At 72.2% G+C, this 18,149-nt stretch carries 18 protein-coding genes; 5 read left to right on the forward strand and 13 right to left on the reverse strand.

Going from position 1 to position 18,149, the window contains the following annotated elements:
* Nucleotides 1–193 precede the first annotated feature (193 nt).
* The 3 genes from sdhC to C4T78_RS17620 all read right to left on the reverse strand — a co-directional run bounded on the left by sdhC (nucleotide 194) and on the right by C4T78_RS17620 (nucleotide 2,363).
* Nucleotides 194–994: a succinate dehydrogenase subunit SdhC gene (sdhC, locus tag C4T78_RS17610; RefSeq protein ID WP_093348947.1), complete on the reverse strand. Its 801-nt coding sequence runs from the start codon at nucleotides 992–994 to the stop codon at nucleotides 194–196.
* A gap of 316 nt (nucleotides 995–1,310) precedes the next feature.
* Nucleotides 1,311–1,595 (reverse strand): Rv0250c family protein, encoded by a 285-nt coding sequence (locus tag C4T78_RS17615; RefSeq protein WP_093348950.1) that lies wholly within the window; start codon nucleotides 1,593–1,595, stop codon nucleotides 1,311–1,313.
* 117 nt (nucleotides 1,596–1,712) lie between these two features.
* Nucleotides 1,713–2,363, reverse strand: a complete 651-nt coding sequence (locus C4T78_RS17620; protein WP_093348951.1) for a TetR/AcrR family transcriptional regulator — start codon at nucleotides 2,361–2,363, stop codon at nucleotides 1,713–1,715.
* An 83-nt stretch (nucleotides 2,364–2,446) separates the two neighbouring features.
* Between C4T78_RS17620 and C4T78_RS17625 the strand changes: the two genes are divergently transcribed.
* The 4 genes from C4T78_RS17625 (at nucleotide 2,447) to C4T78_RS17640 (ending at nucleotide 7,315) form a co-directional block, all read left to right on the forward strand.
* Nucleotides 2,447–3,550 (forward strand): LLM class flavin-dependent oxidoreductase, encoded by a 1,104-nt coding sequence (locus tag C4T78_RS17625; RefSeq protein ID WP_093348954.1) that lies wholly within the window; start codon nucleotides 2,447–2,449, stop codon nucleotides 3,548–3,550.
* On the forward strand, nucleotides 3,547–5,805 hold the full coding sequence (locus tag C4T78_RS17630; RefSeq protein ID WP_093348956.1) for a xanthine dehydrogenase family protein molybdopterin-binding subunit: 2,259 nt from the start codon (nucleotides 3,547–3,549) through the stop codon (nucleotides 5,803–5,805). Before C4T78_RS17625 ends, C4T78_RS17630 begins: the two co-directional genes overlap by 4 nt.
* A 218-nt stretch (nucleotides 5,806–6,023) precedes the next feature.
* Entirely contained in the window at nucleotides 6,024–6,497 is a 474-nt protein-coding gene (locus C4T78_RS17635; protein WP_093348959.1) for a (2Fe-2S)-binding protein, read from the forward strand.
* Nucleotides 6,494–7,315 (forward strand): FAD binding domain-containing protein, encoded by an 822-nt coding sequence (locus C4T78_RS17640; protein WP_093348962.1) that lies wholly within the window; start codon nucleotides 6,494–6,496, stop codon nucleotides 7,313–7,315. The genes C4T78_RS17635 and C4T78_RS17640 overlap by 4 nt, the downstream gene beginning before the upstream one ends.
* Nucleotides 7,316–7,522: 207 nt before the next feature.
* Here the strand turns inward: C4T78_RS17640 and C4T78_RS17645 are convergent, their stop codons facing one another.
* The 10 genes from C4T78_RS17645 to C4T78_RS17690 form a co-directional block, all read right to left on the reverse strand.
* Nucleotides 7,523–7,855, reverse strand: coding sequence for a hypothetical protein (locus C4T78_RS17645; protein ID WP_177247471.1), 333 nt, complete (start codon nucleotides 7,853–7,855; stop codon nucleotides 7,523–7,525).
* A 214-nt stretch (nucleotides 7,856–8,069) separates the two neighbouring features.
* Entirely contained in the window at nucleotides 8,070–8,903 is an 834-nt protein-coding gene (locus C4T78_RS17650) for an inositol monophosphatase family protein (protein WP_177247472.1), read from the reverse strand.
* Entirely contained in the window at nucleotides 8,900–10,084 is a 1,185-nt protein-coding gene (locus C4T78_RS17655; RefSeq protein WP_093348967.1) for an alpha-D-ribose 1-methylphosphonate 5-triphosphate diphosphatase, read from the reverse strand. Before C4T78_RS17655 ends, C4T78_RS17650 begins: the two co-directional genes overlap by 4 nt.
* A gap of 139 nt (nucleotides 10,085–10,223) precedes the next feature.
* On the reverse strand, nucleotides 10,224–10,952 hold the full coding sequence (locus C4T78_RS17660) for an ATP-binding cassette domain-containing protein (protein WP_093348970.1): 729 nt from the start codon (nucleotides 10,950–10,952) through the stop codon (nucleotides 10,224–10,226).
* Between the two features lie 7 nt (nucleotides 10,953–10,959).
* Nucleotides 10,960–12,738: an alpha-D-ribose 1-methylphosphonate 5-phosphate C-P-lyase PhnJ gene (locus tag C4T78_RS17665; RefSeq protein ID WP_093348973.1), complete on the reverse strand. Its 1,779-nt coding sequence runs from the start codon at nucleotides 12,736–12,738 to the stop codon at nucleotides 10,960–10,962.
* Nucleotides 12,735–13,868, reverse strand: coding sequence for a carbon-phosphorus lyase complex subunit PhnI (locus tag C4T78_RS17670; protein ID WP_093348975.1), 1,134 nt, complete (start codon nucleotides 13,866–13,868; stop codon nucleotides 12,735–12,737). Before C4T78_RS17670 ends, C4T78_RS17665 begins: the two co-directional genes overlap by 4 nt.
* A complete protein-coding gene (phnH, locus tag C4T78_RS17675) occupies nucleotides 13,868–14,446 on the reverse strand; it encodes a phosphonate C-P lyase system protein PhnH (protein WP_093348978.1) in 579 nt (192 codons plus the stop codon). Before phnH ends, C4T78_RS17670 begins: the two co-directional genes overlap by 1 nt.
* The gene (locus C4T78_RS17680; protein WP_093153383.1) at nucleotides 14,446–14,862 is read right to left on the reverse strand and encodes a phosphonate C-P lyase system protein PhnG; all 417 of its coding nucleotides are present in this window, start codon (nucleotides 14,860–14,862) and stop codon (nucleotides 14,446–14,448) included. Before C4T78_RS17680 ends, phnH begins: the two co-directional genes overlap by 1 nt.
* The gene (locus tag C4T78_RS17685; RefSeq protein WP_258958349.1) at nucleotides 14,859–15,590 is read right to left on the reverse strand and encodes a GntR family transcriptional regulator; all 732 of its coding nucleotides are present in this window, start codon (nucleotides 15,588–15,590) and stop codon (nucleotides 14,859–14,861) included. Before C4T78_RS17685 ends, C4T78_RS17680 begins: the two co-directional genes overlap by 4 nt.
* Before the next feature lie 254 nt (nucleotides 15,591–15,844).
* Entirely contained in the window at nucleotides 15,845–16,777 is a 933-nt protein-coding gene (locus C4T78_RS17690; RefSeq protein ID WP_093348983.1) for a phosphate/phosphite/phosphonate ABC transporter substrate-binding protein, read from the reverse strand.
* Nucleotides 16,778–16,918: 141 nt separating this feature from the next.
* Here C4T78_RS17690 and C4T78_RS17695 point away from each other — a divergent pair, with 141 nt between their 5' ends.
* Nucleotides 16,919–18,082 (forward strand): cytochrome P450 family protein, encoded by a 1,164-nt coding sequence (locus C4T78_RS17695; RefSeq protein WP_093348985.1) that lies wholly within the window; start codon nucleotides 16,919–16,921, stop codon nucleotides 18,080–18,082.
* Nucleotides 18,083–18,149: the final 67 nt, after the last annotated feature.

Here is an 18,149-nt window from a genome sequence, read left to right on the forward strand (position 1 = left end):
CGTTCGTTGTAAGCGGCGGCTGCCGCTTGCAGTGAGGGACTCAGCTTGCACCGCCGCGGGTTCTCCGCGGTCTTCTCGCGAGGACAGCCCCAGCGCCGTGCACCGGGCATGCACGAGTCGGGGATCCCGGAGTGAGAAGACCGCTGAGGTTCCGCTGCTCGCACCGCTACGCAAACCACCTTCGAAATAGCCGCTAGTTGAACAACCTGGGGTCGGGGAACGCGCCGCTGGCGATCAGCATCACGTAGAGGTCCACGAGGGCCACGGAGACCAGCGAGGCCCAGGCCAGGAGCATGTGCTTGCCGTTGAGCCAGGTGATCTTGGTCCAGAACCAGTAGCGCACCGGGTGCTTCGAGAAGTGGTTGATCCGGCCGCCGATCAGGTGCCGGCAGGAGTGGCAGGACAGCGTGTAGGCCCACAGCAGCACCACGTTGACCACCATCAGCAGGCTGCCGAGACCGATGCCGAAGCCGCCGTCGGCACCGCGGAAGGCGATCGCCATGTCGTAGGTGAGCACCGCCGCCACGAGCAGCGCCGCGTAGAAGAAGTAGCGGTGCACGTTCTGCATGATCAGCGGGAAGCGGGTCTCGCCGGTGTAGCGGCGGTGCGGCTCACCCACCGCGCAGGCGGGCGGCGACGCCCAGAACGACCGGTAGTAGGCCTTCCGGTAGTAGTAGCAGGTCAGCCGGAAGCCGAGGACGAACGGCAGCACGAAGATCGGCGGCGGCACGAACGGTCCCAGGTCCGGGGCCGGCTGCCCCCAGTGGCTGGCGCCCGGCACGCAGGCGGCCGACAGGCACGGCGAGTAGAACGGCGCCAGGTAGTGGTACTCCGGAACCCAGTACCACTGGTTCATGAAGGTGCGGATCACGCCGTAGACCACGAAGGCCAGCAGCGCGAGGAAGGTGATCAGCGGGGGCAGCCACCACCGGTCGGTGCGCAGGGTTCGCACGGAGATCCGTGCCCGGCCGGTGGCAGTGGGGGGAGCGGACATTCGCAGACCTCGTTGTCGTGGTTTGTCCGGCGGTGCTCACCTAAGAATCTGTCGGCGCATCCCGTCCGCGCCTTTAGCAGCGGCGTCAGCCGCTCGGAGTACGCACGCAGGTCGACCACTCGCGGGTTCTGAGTGGTTTCCTGGCGAGGACGGCCCCTCCGCCGTGCTTCAGGAGGGGCACCCGGGGTCCAGGGAAGCACTCAGGTTCCGCCACGCGACGACCCGAGCAACGCACCACCAACAGACTCTGAGGACGCTCATTCTGGATCAGCCGGGTGCGCGTCAGGTAGGCCCCAAACCGGTGCAACCAGTTGGGTCACTGGTTCGCCTGGCCACCCAGGCCCTCGTCGTCGGCGTCGCGCCACAGCGAGGGGTCGTACGGCGTGTCGGGCACCATCACGACCTCCTCGGACGCGCTCCCCCGCCGCTGCGCGGGCAGGGCCCCGGCGAGATCGGCGAGGTCGATGTCGAGGCGTTCCACGTCGTTGTGCAGGCGACGCACGGCCGGGGCGTCGCCGTAGCGGGTGCGCAGGGTTCCGACGCTGCTGCGCAGCTGCGCCAGCAGGCGTTGGAGCTCGGCAAGTTCGGTGGTCGTGGCCATCGGCGAACACCTCTTCCGCCTAGGAGGGGCTCCTTACGGCCACGACTCTGCCCCGAACGGCAAAGTGTGACAAGTGCCACACAGCCGATCTCGGCGAGGTTCCCCCGGCCGGGGCCTTCAGTCCGCCGCCATCGCGGCCAGCCCCGCCAGCAGCGGCTGCAGGCCCAGCTCGAACTGGTCGTCGAAGCTCAGCCCGCGGGTGAGCCGCGCGCCGGCCACGATGTTCGGGAACTCCGCCTCCGGCAGGGACGCCATCGGCGAGACCGCGTCGCCGCCGTCCTCCCGCGCGATCAGGTCGATCTGCGCGAAGCCGATCGCATAGCTGAAGACCAGCCTCGACCCGCCCACGAGCGCGACACCGCTCAGCCCCGCGTCGCGCAGCGCGAGCATCACCGCTTCCGGCAGCCGCAGCGACGCCGGGTCGCTGTACTCCCGGAGCGCGACCAGCGGCGTCGCGTTGGGGTGGCGGATCACCAGCGACCGGACGCTGCGCGCCAGCGCGCTGATCCGCTCGCGCCAGGGCAGGGCGACGTCCGGGACGTCCAGCTCCGCCAGCAGGCGCTCGATGACCAGCCGTTCCAGCTCCGCGCGGTCGGCCACGTGGTGGTAGAGGCTCATCTTCCCGACGCCGAGCCGCTCGGCCACCGCCCGCATGGTGAGCCCGTCGTGGCCCGACTCGTCGAGCACCTCCAGCGCTGCCGCGAGCACCGCTTCGCGGGTCAGCTTCGGCGGCCTGCCGCGGCGGCGCGGGGCGTTTGGCTTGGTCACGCCCTCAACGTAGACCAGTCCCTCGACGCCCCGAGCACTCCCCTGCTAATTTTCGTATTGCAGACGAAAATTAGGAGACGATCATGCGCACGCAGCACGGACTCGTCCTGTTCACCGACTCGTTCGGCACCGCGAGCGACCGCGAGGCCTTCGAATGGGCGCTCGACCACGCGCGGGAGGCCGAACGGCACGGCTGGGACGAGCTGTGGACGACCGAGCACCACTTCAACCCCCGGGCGCTGAACTCCGCCGCGCTGGCGATGGCGGGTTTCCTGCTCGGCCGGACGGAACTGCACGTCGGCACCGCGGTGTGCGTGCTGCCCAACCACCACCCGGTCGCGCTCGCCGAGCAGGCCGCGGTGCTCCAGCACCTCTCCGGCGACCGCTTCACGCTCGGCGTCGGACGCGGCCAGCCGCTGGTCGACCAGGAGATCTTGGGCACCGGGATGGCCGGGTTCCGCGACATCAGCGAGCCCGTGGCACTGCTCGAGCAGGCGCTGCGGCAGGGCCGGGCGAAGGGCGGCGGCGAGCGCTACCGGTTCGACGAGGTCGCGATCACCCCGGAGCCGCCGGCGCGCCGGACCCCGTTCGTGCTGGCCTCCGGATCGCCCGAATCCGCGCGGCTGGCGGGCAGGCACGGAGTTCCCGTGCTGCTCAGCCCGTTCATCGACCTGGCGACCAAGCGGGCCGTGCTCGACGCGCACGCCGCCGCGGTCGCCGAGCACGGCCACCGGGTCGAGCCGCAGGACAACATCGACTCCTCGTACTTCGCCATCGCCGACGACACCGCCACCGCCGAGCAGCTGCTGACCACCGGCATCGCGGAAACCGAGCTGCGGATCGCGGAAGCCGGCAAGCCGCTGGTCGAGCGGCCGCGGCCGACCGAGGAGCAGGCCCTCGCCGGAGCCGCGCGGCTGGTCGGCTGCCACATCGCGGGCGACGTCGCCGAATGCCGCCGGCGGCTGGCCGAACGGGTGTCGGTGCTGGGCGTCGGCCGCGTGCTGCTGATGCCCGAGGGCGCAGGATCGCGCGAAGCCGCGCTGCGCACCGTCCGCGATGCGGCGCAGGTCTTCGACCGGGACCAGACCGCCGATCGAGCGCTGTCGAGTCTTGTGGATCAGCATTCGCACCAGCAGACTCACTGGCCGGTTCCCGAAACTGATCGTTCGTCTGCGAGGCAGCATTGAGCATTCTCGGCACCAGGGTCGAACGCCGCGAAGACCCGCGCCTTCTCACCGCCGGCGGGACCTACGTCGACGACCTGCGCGAGCCCGAGCTGACCGGCGCGCTGCACGTGGCCTTCGTGCGCAGCCCGCTGGCGCACGCCAGGATCACCGAGATCGACACCTCCGAGGCCAGCGCCCTGCCGGGCGTGCTCGGCGTGTTCACCGGTGCGGACGTCGACCTCCCGGCGTTCCCGCCGGACGGCGGCATCAGCGGTCCACCACCGGCGGCGATGGAGCGCCCGCACCTCGCCCGCGAGGTGGTGCGCTACGTCGGGGAGCCGGTGGTCGCGGTCGTCACCGAGACCCGCGCCCAGGGCGAGGACGCCGTCGAGGCGGTCTCGGTCGACTACGACCCGCTGGACGCCGTCGTGGACGTCGACGACGCCCTGCGCGACGAGGTCCTGCTGTTCCCCGAGGCCGGCACCAACACCACCGGCACCAGCGGCGAGCTGGCCGATTCGCTGTTCGACGACTGCGAGGTCGTGGTCCGCAAGCAGATCGAGAACCAGCGGGTGGCCGCCGCGCCGCTGGAGGTGCGCACCGCGGCCTGCGCGTGGAACGGCGACAAGGTCACCCTGTGGCTGTCCAACCAGAACGCGCAGAGCTGCCGCGACGCGCTGATGGACAACCTCGGGCTGCCGCGCGAGCAGGTCCGGGTGATCACGCCCGACGTCGGCGGCGGGTTCGGCGCGAAGATCGGCGTCGAGCAGGAGGCCGCGCTGCTGGCGTTCCTGGCCAAGCGCGTCGGCAGGCCGGTCAAGTGGGTGGAGAGCCGCAGCGAGAACCTGGTCGCGATGACCCACGGCCGCGCGCAGCGGCAGGTGGTGACCATCGGCGGGCGCCGCGACGGGACGGTGCTGGCCTACCAGCTCGACATCGTGCAGGACGTCGGCGCCTACCCGCGGATGGGCGCTTTCCTGCCGCTGTTCACCCGGTTCATGGTCAGCGGCGTCTACGACATCCCGAAGGTGCAGTCGAGGGCGCGGGCGGTGGTCACCAACACCACGCCGATCGGCGCCTACCGCGGCGCGGGGCGGCCGGAGGCGACCGCGGCCGTCGAGCGCGCGATGGACCTGTTCGCCGCCGAGATCGGCGTCGACCCGGCCGAGGTGCGGCGGCGGAACCTGGTGCGGCCGGAGCAGTTCCCGTACAAGACGCCGGGCGGGATGACCTACGACACCGGCGAGTACGTCAAGGGTTTGGACGCGGTGCTGGAGGCCGCCGACTACCCGGCGCTGCGCGAGGAGCAGGCCAAGCGCCGGGCCGAGGGCGCCACCCGGCAGCTGGGCATCGGGCTGGCCAGCTACGTGGAGATCACCGCGCCGAACAACACCGAGGGCGAGACCGGGCACGTGGAGGTCCGCCCGGACGGCAGCGTCCTGGTGCTCACCGGCAGCTCTCCGCACGGGCAGGGCCACTGGACCTCCTACGCGATGCTGGTGTCCGACCAGCTGGGCATCGACCTGGACAAGATCGAGGTCGTGCACGGCGACACCGACCTGATCCCCGAAGGCGTGGGCACGATGGGCTCGCGATCGCTGCAGCTGGGCGGATCGGCGGTGCACCGCGCCGCGGTCGACGTCAAGGAGAAGGCCCGCAAGCTGGCCGCGGAGCTGATCGAGATCGACGAGGCCGACCTGGAGCTGGCGGAGGGCAAGTGGCAGGTGCGCGGCACGCCGAACGTCGCGCTGTCGTGGGCGGAACTGGCGGCGAAGGCCGAGGACGGGCTGGCCGCCGACGTCCGGTTCACCGAGGACCGGCCGACCTTCCCGTTCGGCTCGCACCTCGCGGTGGTCGAAGTGGACACCGAGACCGGCAAGGTGGACTACCTCCGGCACGTGACGGTCGACGACGCCGGGACGATCCTCAACCCGGTCCTCACCGAGGGCCAGCGCCACGGCGGCATCGCCCAGGGCGCCGCGCAGGCGCTGCTGGAGGAGATCACCTACGACGCCGACGGCAACCCGCTGAACGCCAGCCTCGCCGAGTACGCCTTCATCACCGCGGCCGAGCTGCCCAGCTTCGAGCTGCTCACGATGGAAACTCCCACGACGCTCAACCCGTTGGGCGTGAAGGGGATCGGCGAAGCGGGCACCATCGGTGCCACGCCCGCGGTGCAGAACGCGGTGGTGGACGCGGTGGCCCACCTCGGCGTCCGGCACATCGACATGCCGACCACACCTGAACGGGTGTGGCGGGCGATCAACGAGGCATAAAACCGCCTCCGAACTCGTTTTGCGAAGCGGTGCGGGTAGCGGAACCTCAGCGCCCGCCTGGACTCCGGATGCCCGGCCTGATGCATGACCGATGCACGGCGGCCGGGCCGTCCTCGCCAGGCGGACGCCGAGAACCCGCAGCGGCGGCGCCACAGGTGGGCCAGCCGCTTCAATGACCGAAGACCAGGATCCGTGACAGGTTCTTAGGAGTTCGTTTCGTGCAAGTTTCGATCAACGTCAACGGCGAGCAGCGCAGCCACGAGGTCGAGGACCGCACCCTGCTCGTCCAGTACCTGCGGGACGACTGCGGGCTGACCGGCACCAACATCGGGTGCGACACCACGTCCTGCGGGGCGTGCACGGTGCTGCTCGACGGCGAATCGGTGAAGTCGTGCACGGTGCTGGCCGCGCAGGCCGACGGCCACCAGGTGACCACCATCGAGGGCCTCGCCGACGGCGACGAGCTGCACCCGATGCAGCGGGCCTTCCAGCGAAAGCACGGCCTGCAGTGCGGGTTCTGCACCCCGGGCATGGTGATGGCCTCGGTGTCGCTGGTCGAGGAGAACCCGAACCCGACCGAGGCCGAGGTGCGCGCCGGGCTGGAGGGCAACCTCTGCCGCTGCACCGGATACCACAACATCGTCGAGGCCGTGCTGTCGGCGGCCGAGGAGAAGCAGGGGGCCGCGGAATGATCCCCGCCGCGTTCACCTACAAGAAGGCCGGTTCCGTCGAGGAGGCGCTGAGCCTGCTCGCCGAGCACGGCGACGACGCGAAGTTGCTGGCAGGCGGGCATTCGCTGCTGCCGCTGATGAAGCTGCGGCTGGCGGTGCCGGAGGTGCTGATCGACCTCGGCGGTCTGCGCGAGCTGTCCTACGTGCGCGAGGACGGTGACGAGATCCGCATCGGCGCGCTGACCCGGCACCACGACCTGGAGCACTCGGAGCTGCTGGCGCGGGAGGTTCCGCTGCTGGCGCACGCGGCGGGCACCATCGGCGACCCGCAGGTCCGCCACCGCGGCACCATCGGCGGTTCGCTGGTGCACGGCGACCCGGCATCGGACCTGCCCGCGGTGGCGCTCGCGCTGGACGCGGTGCTCGTCGCGCAGGGCCCGTCGGGCAGGCGGGAGATCCCGGCGACGGAGTTCTTCACCGACTTCTTCGAAACGGCGCTCGGCGAGGACGAGCTGCTGGTGGAGATCAGGGTGGCGAAGAACTTCGCGCAGGGCTGGGACTTCCAGAAGTTCACCAAGCGCGCGATCGACTGGGCGGTGGTCGGCGTGGCCGTCGCGGGCGACCGCGTGGCGCTGGTGAACATGGGCCCGGCGCCGATGCGGGCGCGCGGCGTCGAAGAGGCGCTGGCGAGCGGGGCGAGCCCGGCCGAGGCCGCGGAGCGAGCGGCGGAGGACACCTCCCCGCCGGACCAGGCGAGCGCGACGGCGGACTACCGCAAGCACCTGGCGAAGGTCCTGGTCCGCAGGGCCCTGGAAGCCGCCGCGGCCCGCAGGGCATGACGAACCGAGGGCACCCGCGACCTGGTCGCGGGTGCCCTCGTCCATCCCCCGAGCGAGCACCGCGCCTTTCCCCGCGATTCCAGTGGAGATCAGGCCCTCGACTTCGACCGGAACCGCGTCCACCGCGCTCGCAGACCCCCGGGAACCGGAGCGGCGGCGAAGTCCGCCCTCGCTGTCGCCGCCGCAGTGGTTGCGTTCGTGCTGGTGTCAGGCGGGGTTGCTCGTCACGTGGGTGACGAGCAGGGTCACGCCCGCCTCGCCGCCGCAGTCGACCAGCACGGGTCCGACCCCGTTGCCGACCGTCTCGCGGAGCTTCGCCCTGGCCTCGAACCGATCGGGGCCGGACTCGATGATCTCGACGTCCTCCAGGACCGGTCGCCCGTCGACACCGCTGACGACGGCCCGCAGCCCGGTACCGCCGCCGCAGTGCCCGGTGATCGTCACCTGCTGACCTCGTTCGGTCGTCGGGTTGGGCGTCACCTGCACAGTGGCACGGGCGCCCTCGGGCATCGAGGCACTGCTCTCCTGCGTGAAAGCCACGCACTCTCCTTCTCGTGATGAGTTCGGATCGCGCCGGCCGCCGCTCCGCGGCCGCCGACGTGATCCAGTCTTCGCGATCCGGGTACCACGGGCATCAGGGTTCTCCCGGGGTGCGCCCCTGATCAGCTCCGCGAACTCGGCTGAACCTCGTCGGCACCATTTCCGCAGGTGGGGACCCGTGAGTGCTTTGGGGTGCTATGGCCCCCGAAACCGCTCACGGGCCTTGACCTGCGGAAACCTGGCCCCTGATGGTGGCGGCGAGCTCTTCGGCGAGTTCCGGGGTCGCCGCCACGACTCCGGACCAGCGGCGGCGGAGGTCCGGGTCGATCTCCAGCGGCCGGCCGTGGACGTCGAGGACCGCGCCACCCGCTCCGGGCAGGACGACCATCGCCGCCACCAGGTCGACGATGCGGTGGGTGTCGGAGTCCGCATCGGCGAAGGCGTCCGTCGAGCCCTCCGCGACCAGCATCGCTTCCAAGCACGTCGTGGACAGGACCCGCACCCGCGCCGCCCGCTTCGCCACCCGCCACCACGCGTCCGCGCTGCGCTCGTGCGGGCGCAGCAGGCTGACCGCCGCGCCGTCGAGCGCTTTCCGCCCGCTGGTGCGCAACTCCGCGCTCTGCCCGGCCACCGCGTGCCAGCAGCGGCCGGTGTCCAGCCAGCTGGTCAGCGCCTCCACCGGCCGGCCGTCGACCACGATCGCGCCGGAGAACGCCGAGAGCGGCACTCCGGAAGCCGCGTTGGCCGTGCCGTCCACCGGATCGGCCACCAGGGTCACCGCGGAGCCGTTGTCGACGAAGCCGACCTCCTCGCTGAGCAGGTTGATCCGGTGCGCTTCGGCGACTTCGGCGATCGCCGCCTCCACCAGCAGGTCCAGCCGCATCGATGCGGTGCCGTCGGCTCCGGTCGACGACGTCTCGGCGAGCTGCTTCCGGTCGAAGCGGGCCCGTGCGTCGCGGAAGGCGGCCGACGCCGCCTTGGCCGCCGACGCGAGGACCGCGTGCGCCGCGGTGGGGATCTGCGGGTCCGGTACCGACCACCCGATCACGCCGCAGCTCCCGGCAGGACGGCGCGGACCTGCGGCCACCGGCCGCTGGGGCCGACGAGCGCCAGATCGGCGCGGAGGCCCGGTTCCAGGCGGCCGCGGTCGTCCAGGCCCGCGACCTCGGCCGGACCGGCGGTCACCAGGGCGATCGCGGCGGGCAGCCCGAGGTCGTCGACCAGCCGGAACACCGCGCCCAGCAGGCCCGACGGCAGGTAGTCCGAGGCCAGCGCGGTGACCAGGCCGCGGCAGACGAGCTCGCGGGCCGAGACGTTCCCGGCGTGCGAGTGTCCACGTAGGACGTTCGGGGCGCCCGCGACGACCGGCAGCCCGTGCTCGCGCGCCGCGACCGCCGCCGCCGTGGTGGTGGGGAACTCCGCCACCGCACCGCCCCTGGTGCACAGCGCGCCGATCTCCTCCGCCGACTCCGGATCGTGGCCGAGCAGCCGGATCTCGCCTGCCCTGGCGAGTTCACCGAGCCAGGCGAGGTTGTCCTCGCGCACGTCGAGCAGCTCACCGCGCTCGGCGATCATGTCGGTGACGTGCTGCTCGGCCTCCTCCGGCGTCAAGCCGTCGGCGCCGACGAGGTAGCGCTCCAGCTGCCGCCGGTCGACGTACTGGCCGATGCCGGGCGTGTGGTCCTCGTGCGACACCAGCGCACCGCGGTCCGCGACGGCCAGCTCCGCGGCCAGCGCTTTCGCACCTTCCGCCGACCGCACGTCCAGGCGGTACAGCACGCGGTGGTCCACCGGCCCCGCCCCCCTGGCGCGCACGGTCTCGCAGAGCTCCGCAGCGCCGCCGACCGTGCGCTCCGTCCCGCGCGAGGTCTTGTGCTGGAACGCCGCGCCGTGGAACACCGTCGTGACGGCCGCCGCGCGCAGCTTGCCCTCCAGCGACAGCAGCGCGAAATCCCAGGGCAGCACGGCGGAAGGCCGGGGCATGCGCTCCCGCTCCAGCGCGTCGCTGTGCACGTCGATCAGCCCGGGGATGCACAGCGATCCGCCGCCGTCGACGTCGCACGGCGCACCGGCCGGGTGATCCTCCACCGCCTCGATCCGCCCATCGCGCACCACGATCCGGCTGTCATCGGTGACCCGGTCCGGCAGCACCGCGCGCACGTGCCCGAGCACGTAGTCCTGCGGCGTGGCGGCCAACGACCAGCTCTTGAACTCAATTGCGCTGCTCATGCTCCCAGTCCCGCCTCTCCGCGATTCACAGCGGTGGTTGCGTCCAGCCCGGTCTCGCGTTTCGCGGTTCCTTGCGGCTGGGTTGCGTCACGGCCCCCTGGGGTCCCGTTGAACGGAACTGGGGTTGACACCGCACCTCTCACGCCGCCAGCACCTCCTCGGCCGTGCCGGAGCGGACGATGCGGCCGTCGGCCATCTCCACCACGCGGGTTGCCAGGCGACGGATCGCGTCGAGGTCGTGGAACACCGCCAGCACCGCCACGCCCCGGTCGGTCAGGGAGGCGATCAGCTCCAGCGCTCGCTCGCGGTTTGCCGGGTCCAGCGCCGAGACCGGCTCGTCCAGCAGCAACAGCCGGGGCGGCCGGACGGTGCCCGCGGCGAGGTTGACCCGCTGCCGCTCGCCGCCCGACAGGACCCCGCAGTCCACGTCCCACAGCGCCTCGTCCAAGGCCAGGCGGCGCAGCGACTCCGCGGCGGCGTCGCGCGCCTCGGCCCGGTCCAGGCCGCGGCGGCGGGCCGCTGCCGCGACGACCTCCAGCGGCCCGGTGCGCGGCGGGGCGGAGAGGAACTGCGAGACGTAGCCGAGCTGCCTGCCGCGCAGGCGGGCGAGGGTTCGGTCGGGCAGGCCGACGAGGTCCACCGGCCCGTCGTCGGTGTGCAGCACCACCGAACCGGCGTCGGGCAGGTAGCTGCGCTGGGTGCAGCGCAGCAGGCTGGACTTGCCCGCGCCGCTCGGCCCGGCGATGGCCACGTGCTCGCCGGCGTGCACGTCGAGGTCCACGCCGCGCAGCGAGACCGCGGTGCGGCCGTCGATGGTGTGCAGCGTGAAGGTCTTGCGCAGACCGCGCACGGTCAACACTGGTTCCACTGTGGGCTCACCTCCGGGCGGCCGCGACGAGCCGCTGGGTGTAGGGGTGGTGCGGGTCGGCGAAGAGCTGGTCGGTGAGGCCGCGCTCGACGACCCGGCCGAGCTGCATCACCAGGCTGCGGTCGGTCAGCGCCTCGATCACCGCGAAGTCGTGGCTGACCACCACCGCCGCGATGTCCCGCTCGCTGAGCAGCCCGCGCAGCAGGTCGAGCACCCCGGCGGCCACCGAGGCGTCCAGCCCGGTGGTGGGCTCGTCGAGCAGCAGCACCGGCGGTTCGGTGGCCAGCGCTTTGGCGATCTGCACGCGCTGCCGCATGCCGCCGGAGAAGGTGACCACCGGGTCGTCCATCCGGGACAGCGGCACCTCCACCCGGTCCAGCAGCTCCGCGGCCCGCTTGCGGATCGCGCGGTAGCCGCGCCAGCCCGCGGCGGTCAGCCGCTCGGCGACGTTGCCGCCCGCGGTGACGCGCAGGTCGAGCCCGGCGGCGGGGTCCTGGTAGACCACCGCCATGGTGTCCACCCGCAGCTTCCGGCGCTGCGCGGAGTCCAGGCCCAGCAGGTCCGTCCCGCCTCCGTCGACGCCGGCGAGGTAGACGCTGCCGCTGGTCGCGGGCTCGTCGCCGATGACGCAGCGCAGCGCGGTCGACTTGCCCGATCCGGACTCGCCGATGATGCCGAGCGCCTCGCCGGGCGCGACGTCGAAGGAGACGTCCCAGGCCGCGACCACGGCACCGGTGCTCGGGCTGGTCGCGGTGCCGTGCTCCGGCCCGGTCCCGGGCACGGCGTCCGCGCCTCCCGGGCCGTAGACGCGGCCGATGCCCTCCACCCGGAGCGTCCACTCAGGACCGTCGACCGGGCGGGGCGCTTCGACGACCTCCACCGGGCGCCGGTCCACCGCGGGCAGCAGCTCGGCGGGCAGCCGGTGCCCGGCCACGTCGGCGTCACCGGCCTCGACGCGGGAGCACCAGTCGGAGTCGCTGCACACGTACTCGCCCGCACCGCCCTCGACCAGGAAGCTGGTGGTGGAGCCGCAGTACTTGCAGCTCGCGCCCGGCACCTGCTCGACCTCGAACGGGATGTCGTCGAAGGTCAGCGGCACCACGTCGGTGTGCGGCGGGATCGCGTAGATCCGCTTCTCCCGGCCCGCGCCGTAGAGGTTGAGGTGCTCGCACTGGTGCAGCTTGGGCACGTCCCAGCGCGGCACCGGGCTGGTGGCCAGCACGTACCTGCCGTCGACCAGCACCGGGTAGCCGGTCGACTTGGTGATCACGCCGTTGCGGACCATGTCCTCGTACAGGCTGACCCACATCGCCGAGTAGTCGTTCTCGGCGTGCATCCGGGCGCACTCCACGACGGACTTCTGCACGCCGCGCAGCGGTTCCGGCACCGGCACCTGGTAGACCAGCACGTGCCGGCGGGTCAGCTTCTCCTCCGGAATCCGGTGCCTGGTCTGGATGACCGTGGCCTCCCGGGTGTCGGTGCTGGCCGCGCAGCCGGTGGTCGCGGAGATCATCCGGCGCAGGTTGACGGCGTTGACGCCGCCGTCGTCGCCCTGGTCGATCACCTTCACCACGTCCGGCTCGCCGATGACGGCCAGCGTCACCTGCAGCCCGCCGGAGCCCCAGCCGCGCGCCACCGGCATCTCCCGGGAGCCGAACGGCACCTGGTAGCCGGGCACGCACACCGCCACCAGCGCGGCCCGGCGGATCTCGCGCTTGGCGCCTTCGTCGAGGATCCCGGCGGCGTTGTCGTCGTCCACCAGCAGATCCCGCACCGCCGTGCTCATCGGCACTCCTCCCCGAACGGCTCCGGCACGCGCGGCCCGGTCGAGCCCCGCGCCTCCCGCCGGGCCAGCTTGCGGTCCACCATGGACCGGAACGTCACGTAGTGCGGCAGCTTCAGGTGCTCCAGGAAGCCGCCCGAATCGAGCCCGTCGGTGGTGAGCAGCAGCAGCTGCTCCAGCGGGCTGTCCTCCTCGGCGCGGCGCCAGGCGATGTCCAGGTTGGCCATCGCGATCGCCTTGCGCTCGTTGTGCCCGAAGCAGAGCCCGTAGCCGACGTCGAAGCGGGTGCGGTCCTCCTCCGCCCCGTCGAGGTCCTCGATGCCCTCCGCCTCGGTCACCCGGATCTCGCCGATCTGCACGGGTTCTCCGGTGTGCGGGTGCACGACCCGCAGCGGCACGCGGCCGTGCCGGGTGTCGCCGAGGGTGATCTCGTGGACGTCACCGTCCGGCCCGAGGATCGACCGGTACCAGAGCCCGACCAGCGCACCGGTCTCGGCGCGGGCCATGCTCGACAGCACCGCCGAGCGCGGCGCCGGCGGGCGGGCGGCGCGGCGGGTGATGTCGAAGGGTTCCGGGTCTTCGGCCGGTTCACCGTGCTCGACGACCAGGTCGAGATCGCGCAGCAGCTGGTAGAAGCGGCGCGGGTGCCGCTGCTCCGGTGTGCGCTCGGGCTGGCGATTTCGCGCGGGATCGTCGTCCTCGGTACGGGTCTCGGCCCGATCTCGCGCGAGATCGCCCTCCCGCTCCAGCAGGCGGCCGGTGTAGTCGGTGGTGCGGCCGAGCAGCTGCGGGCCGTCCGGCGTGCGGTTGGCCGGGACGATGCGGCGCAGCACCACCATCTCGTCGGGATCGACGGGCTCGGTGACCGCCAGGCGCGGCAGCGTCGAGCGGTGCGCGCGCACCAGGTGCGCCGCCTCCAGCACGTCGCCCTCGGCCTGGCGGAACGCGTCCGCGGCGGTCGGCGAGTGGTAGAGCCCCGCCTCGCCCATGATCCGGTCGACGGCCAGCCGGAAGCGCAGCACGATCTGCTCGGTGCCGGCCCACTCGGCGGGCGCGTGGTCGCGCGAGCGGCGCACCAGCCGTTCGGCGGCGAGGATGGCCTCCATCCCGCCGCGGACTCCGGAATACCCCATCAGGCACCTTCCTCGACTCGGGTGGATCGCGGCAGCCCGACGACTTCGCCGTCCGGCGCCACCAGCAGCAGGTCGAACCCGGCGGGGAAGTCGATCAGCTCCCGCCGCCGCTCGGCGAAGTCCGCGGGCAGCCCGGACACCCGCAGCTCGCGGTGCCCCGGCACGCCCGGGCCGGACAGCCGCAGCGCCGGCCCGTCGCCGAAGCCCCGCACCGCGAGCGCGACCAGCGCGGCCTCCTCCGGGGCCCCGGCGCTGCCGACCGGGAACCCGGCCAGGTCTTCGACCGGTTCGAGCAGCGCGGCGAGCCGAGCACCGGTGCGCTCGACGATCGGCGCGGAGGTCTGCGTGCGCACGACATCGGCCCAACCGTCGACGTGCACCGGGGTCTCCAGATCGGCCAGCGCCAGCACCGGCAACAACGCGGCCGGGACTCGAGTCGATGCAATTTCAATTGAAATCGGACGTCTGATTTCAATTGAAATTGCGGGAAGGCGGAGCACCTCGCCCGGGCGGGAGAGGGCGTCCAGCACCGTGCGGAACACCTGTTGCGCCTGCCGCGGCGCCAGGGACGCGGTCATCACAGTTCCTCGAATTCGACGATCGTCGGGGCCAGCTCGGCCCACTCGGCGTGTTCGGCGGCGCGCTGCCGCTCGCGGACCCGCGCGCACAGCTCGTCGACCTCGTCCCCGGCGCGCCCGGCCTCCACCGCGGCGTCGAGGATCGCCGCGGCCAGCGCGGCGGCCCGGTCGTCGCCGAGGCGCATCGACCAGCCGCGCGAGCCGTCCAGCTCCACCTCGGCGCGGCAGGCGAGCACGTCGCCGAGCAGGAACCGGTCCCGCACGACGGGCTCCCGCACCTGCACCGACACGCACCCGACCTCCGGCGCCACCAGCACCGTCGGCGCGGAGCCGGTGGCGAGGCAGGCATCGGCCAGCTCGATCAGCTCGTCCGGTTCGGCCACCGCGAGCAGCGCGGCCCGCTGTTCCCTGTTCACTCGTCCTCCGGTTGGTACGGCCCGTCCATCTCGACGACGATCCGGGCGGAATCTGGGCGTGACCACGAGCGGCTGCACAGCACCGGGCGGCCGCTGCCCGCGTCGCGGCTGACGCTCTCCACCAGCCACACCGGCCGGCCGGACTCGACCTCCAGCCCGGCCACCACCTCCGGTTCGGGCAGCGCGTAGCTGACCCGGCACCAGGACCGGACCGGCTGCACGCGGCTCATCTGGCGCAGGATCGCGTCGACCGACTCGACCGCGTGCACGGCGATGTCGACGTCGGCCAGCACGTCGGCCGGGATCCACTCGTTGGACCAGCCGTGCAGCAGGTCGTCGACGTAGTACTGGCGGACCAGCAGGCTCGCCGCGCTGCCGACCGGCCGCTCCAGCCGCTCGGCCTCCTCGGCCGGCAGCGGCGCGCGTTGCACGTCGCGCACCACCGAGCGCGGCTCGGCCCCGGCCTCGCGCACCGTCTGGTGCCACGACGGCGCGCGGCGCTGGGAGATCACGTAGTCGATTCGCTTGTTCACGAACGTCCCGGACCCGCGCACCCGGCGGACCAGCAACCGCTGCTCCAGCTCCTGCACCGCCGCCCGGGCCGCCGCCCGGCCGACCTCGAACCGCGCGGCGATCTCGTGCTCACCGGCGATCCGGGTGCCCGCGGGCAGGCCCGCGAGTTCGGCGGCGAGCACATCGGCCATTTCCACGTACCGGCTCCTGACCACGACCGGAAGCCTGCGCGCCGAGCTTGTCCGGACAACTTCCCCCGCCCCAACGCCGAGGACCGCCCAGGTGAACACCCCGCCCACTTGTCGCAAACCCCGGCGAACAGCTCCGTTTTCCCTGGCCAAAGCCCGTGAGTGGTTTGGGGCGCTATAGCACCCCAAAGCACTCACGGGACCTGACCAGGGAGAACAGAGCGCATAGCAGTGGGGGCCGCGGTTCCCGTCGGAAACCGCGGCCCCCCACCGGAACCGGGTCAGCTCTCGGTGCACTGCTTGGCGCGGGTGACCTCGCAAACCCGGCGAACGCTGTCGAAGGTCGCGTCGTCGGCCGGGGCGAAGCCCCAGTAACCGCCGATCTCGCACTCGTCGGTGCAGAACCCGTTGGCCTTCAGGTAGTCCGCGTTGGCCTTGGTGCGGAAGGCCTGGACCACCTTCTCCTTCAGCGCCGGGTCGAGGTCGTCGGACATCGCCGCCGGCGACCCGGGGATCACCTCCGAGCGCCACACCACCCGCAGCGCGCCCGGCTGGAGGTTGCCCTTCTCCGGCAGCAGCTTGTCCACCATGGTGTCGTAGGCGAAGCCCGCATCGCACTGCCCGCTCTGCACCGCCAGCGCGGAGGCGTCGTGCCCACCGGCCATCACCGGCCGCACGTCGCGCTCCACGTCGATCCCGGCGGTCTGCAGCGCGGCCTTCGGGTAGAGGTAGCCGGAGGTCGAGTTCGGGTCGACGAAGCACACCTGCTCGCCGCGGAACTCCTCGATGCGCTGGATCGGCGAGTCGGCCCGCACGAGCCCGTAGGCGCGGTAGCCGGGCACGCCGCCCGGCGTCTCGACCTGCGCACCGACCGGCGTGACCCGCACCCCGCTGTTGCGCGCCACCACGTAGGACAGCGGCCCGTACATGGCGATGTCGATCTTCCCGGTGCGCTGGCCCTCGATGACGGCCGCGTAGTCGGTGGCCTTCTCCACCCGGATCTTCTTGCCGGTCTCCGCCGCCAGCAGGTCCACCAGCGGCTTGAACTCCTGCTCCAGGCTGGTGGACTCCTCCGACGGGATCGAGGCGAACACCAGCTCGTCCGGGTTGCGCGCGCCGGCGTCGCTCGCCGCGCTCGGGCCGCAGGCGGCGAGCCCCAGCGGCAGCGCCGCGCAGGCGAGGACGGCGAGCAGCCGCCGGGAAACGTTGAGCATTGCTGGTCCTCCGATCGCGAAGTTGCGCCGAAAGAGTGCGCAAGGCAGGTGGAGGAGCCGTCGGCTGCGGGTTACGCGCAACGGAACGCTGCGGGACGCTCTGCCGCATCTGACCCCACAACTCGGGTAGGTTGCGGGTCCGTGATCGAGATCGATTCCGCCTTCGTCACCGAACCGCGCGCCACCTACGCCCGCCTCCGCGAACAGGGCCCGGTGCACCGGGCCACCGCCCCGGACGGCACGTCGGTCTGGCTGGTCACCCGCTACGCCGACGTCCGAGCGGCGCTGGCCGATCCGCGGTTGTCGCTGGACAAGGCGAACTCGAACGGCGGCTACCGGGGCTTCTCGCTGCCGCCCGCGCTCGACGCGAACCTGCTGAACATGGACGCCCCGGAGCACACCAGGCTGCGCCGGATCATCGGCAAGGCCTTCGCCCCGCGCCGGATCGAACCGCTGCGCCCCCGCGTCCAGCAGCTCGCCGACGCCCTGCTCGACGAGCTGGCCGGGCAGCGGGAGGCGGATCTGATGCCGGCCTACTGCGGCCCGCTGCCGATCGCGGTGATCTGCGAGCTGCTCGGCGTCGGCGAGGCCGACCGGCCGGACTTCCGCGCCTGGACCGACGGCATGCTCGCCCCGGAAACCCCTGAACAAGCCCGCAACTCCCTCGCCGCGCTGCACGCCTACCTGCTCGACCTGATCGCGGCGAAGCGCGCCGAACCCGGCCCGGACTTCCTGAGCGCGCTGGTCGGACTGCGCGACGAGGAGGACCGGCTCACCGAGGACGAACTCACCTCGGCGGCGTTCCTGGTGCTGTTCGCCGGCTACGAGAACACGGTGAACCTGCTGGGCAACGGCCTGATCGCGCTGCTGACCGACCCGGCGGCGCTGACCGCGGCCCGCCGGGGCATCTCACCGGCCACTGTGGACGAACTGCTCCGCTACGACCCGCCGCCCCAGCTGGCGATCCGCCGGTTCCCGCGGCAGGACGTGGAGATCGGCGGCGTGACCGTCCCGGCGGGCGAAACCGTTTTGCTGTCGTTGATCTCCGCGCACCACGACCCCGCCCGCTACCCGGACCCGGAGCGCCTCGACCTCGACCGCGCGGACAACCCGCACCTGGCCTTCGGCCACGGGCCGCACTACTGCCTGGGCGCCGCCCTGGCCCGGATGGAAGCCGTGATCGCCCTGAACGCGCTGCTCACCCGCTTCCCGGACCTGGCACTGGCAGTGCCGGAACAAGACCTCCAGTGGCGGAACTCCTTCCGCAACCGAGGACTCCGCACCCTCCCGGTCACCCTGACCTGACCGGTTCCAGCACGAGATTTCAATTGAAATCAGGCCGTCGATTTCAATGGAACTTGCGCGCGCCGTC

The organism is Saccharopolyspora kobensis, assembly GCF_900108315.1.
Lineage (GTDB): Bacteria > Actinomycetota > Actinomycetes > Mycobacteriales > Pseudonocardiaceae > Saccharopolyspora > Saccharopolyspora kobensis.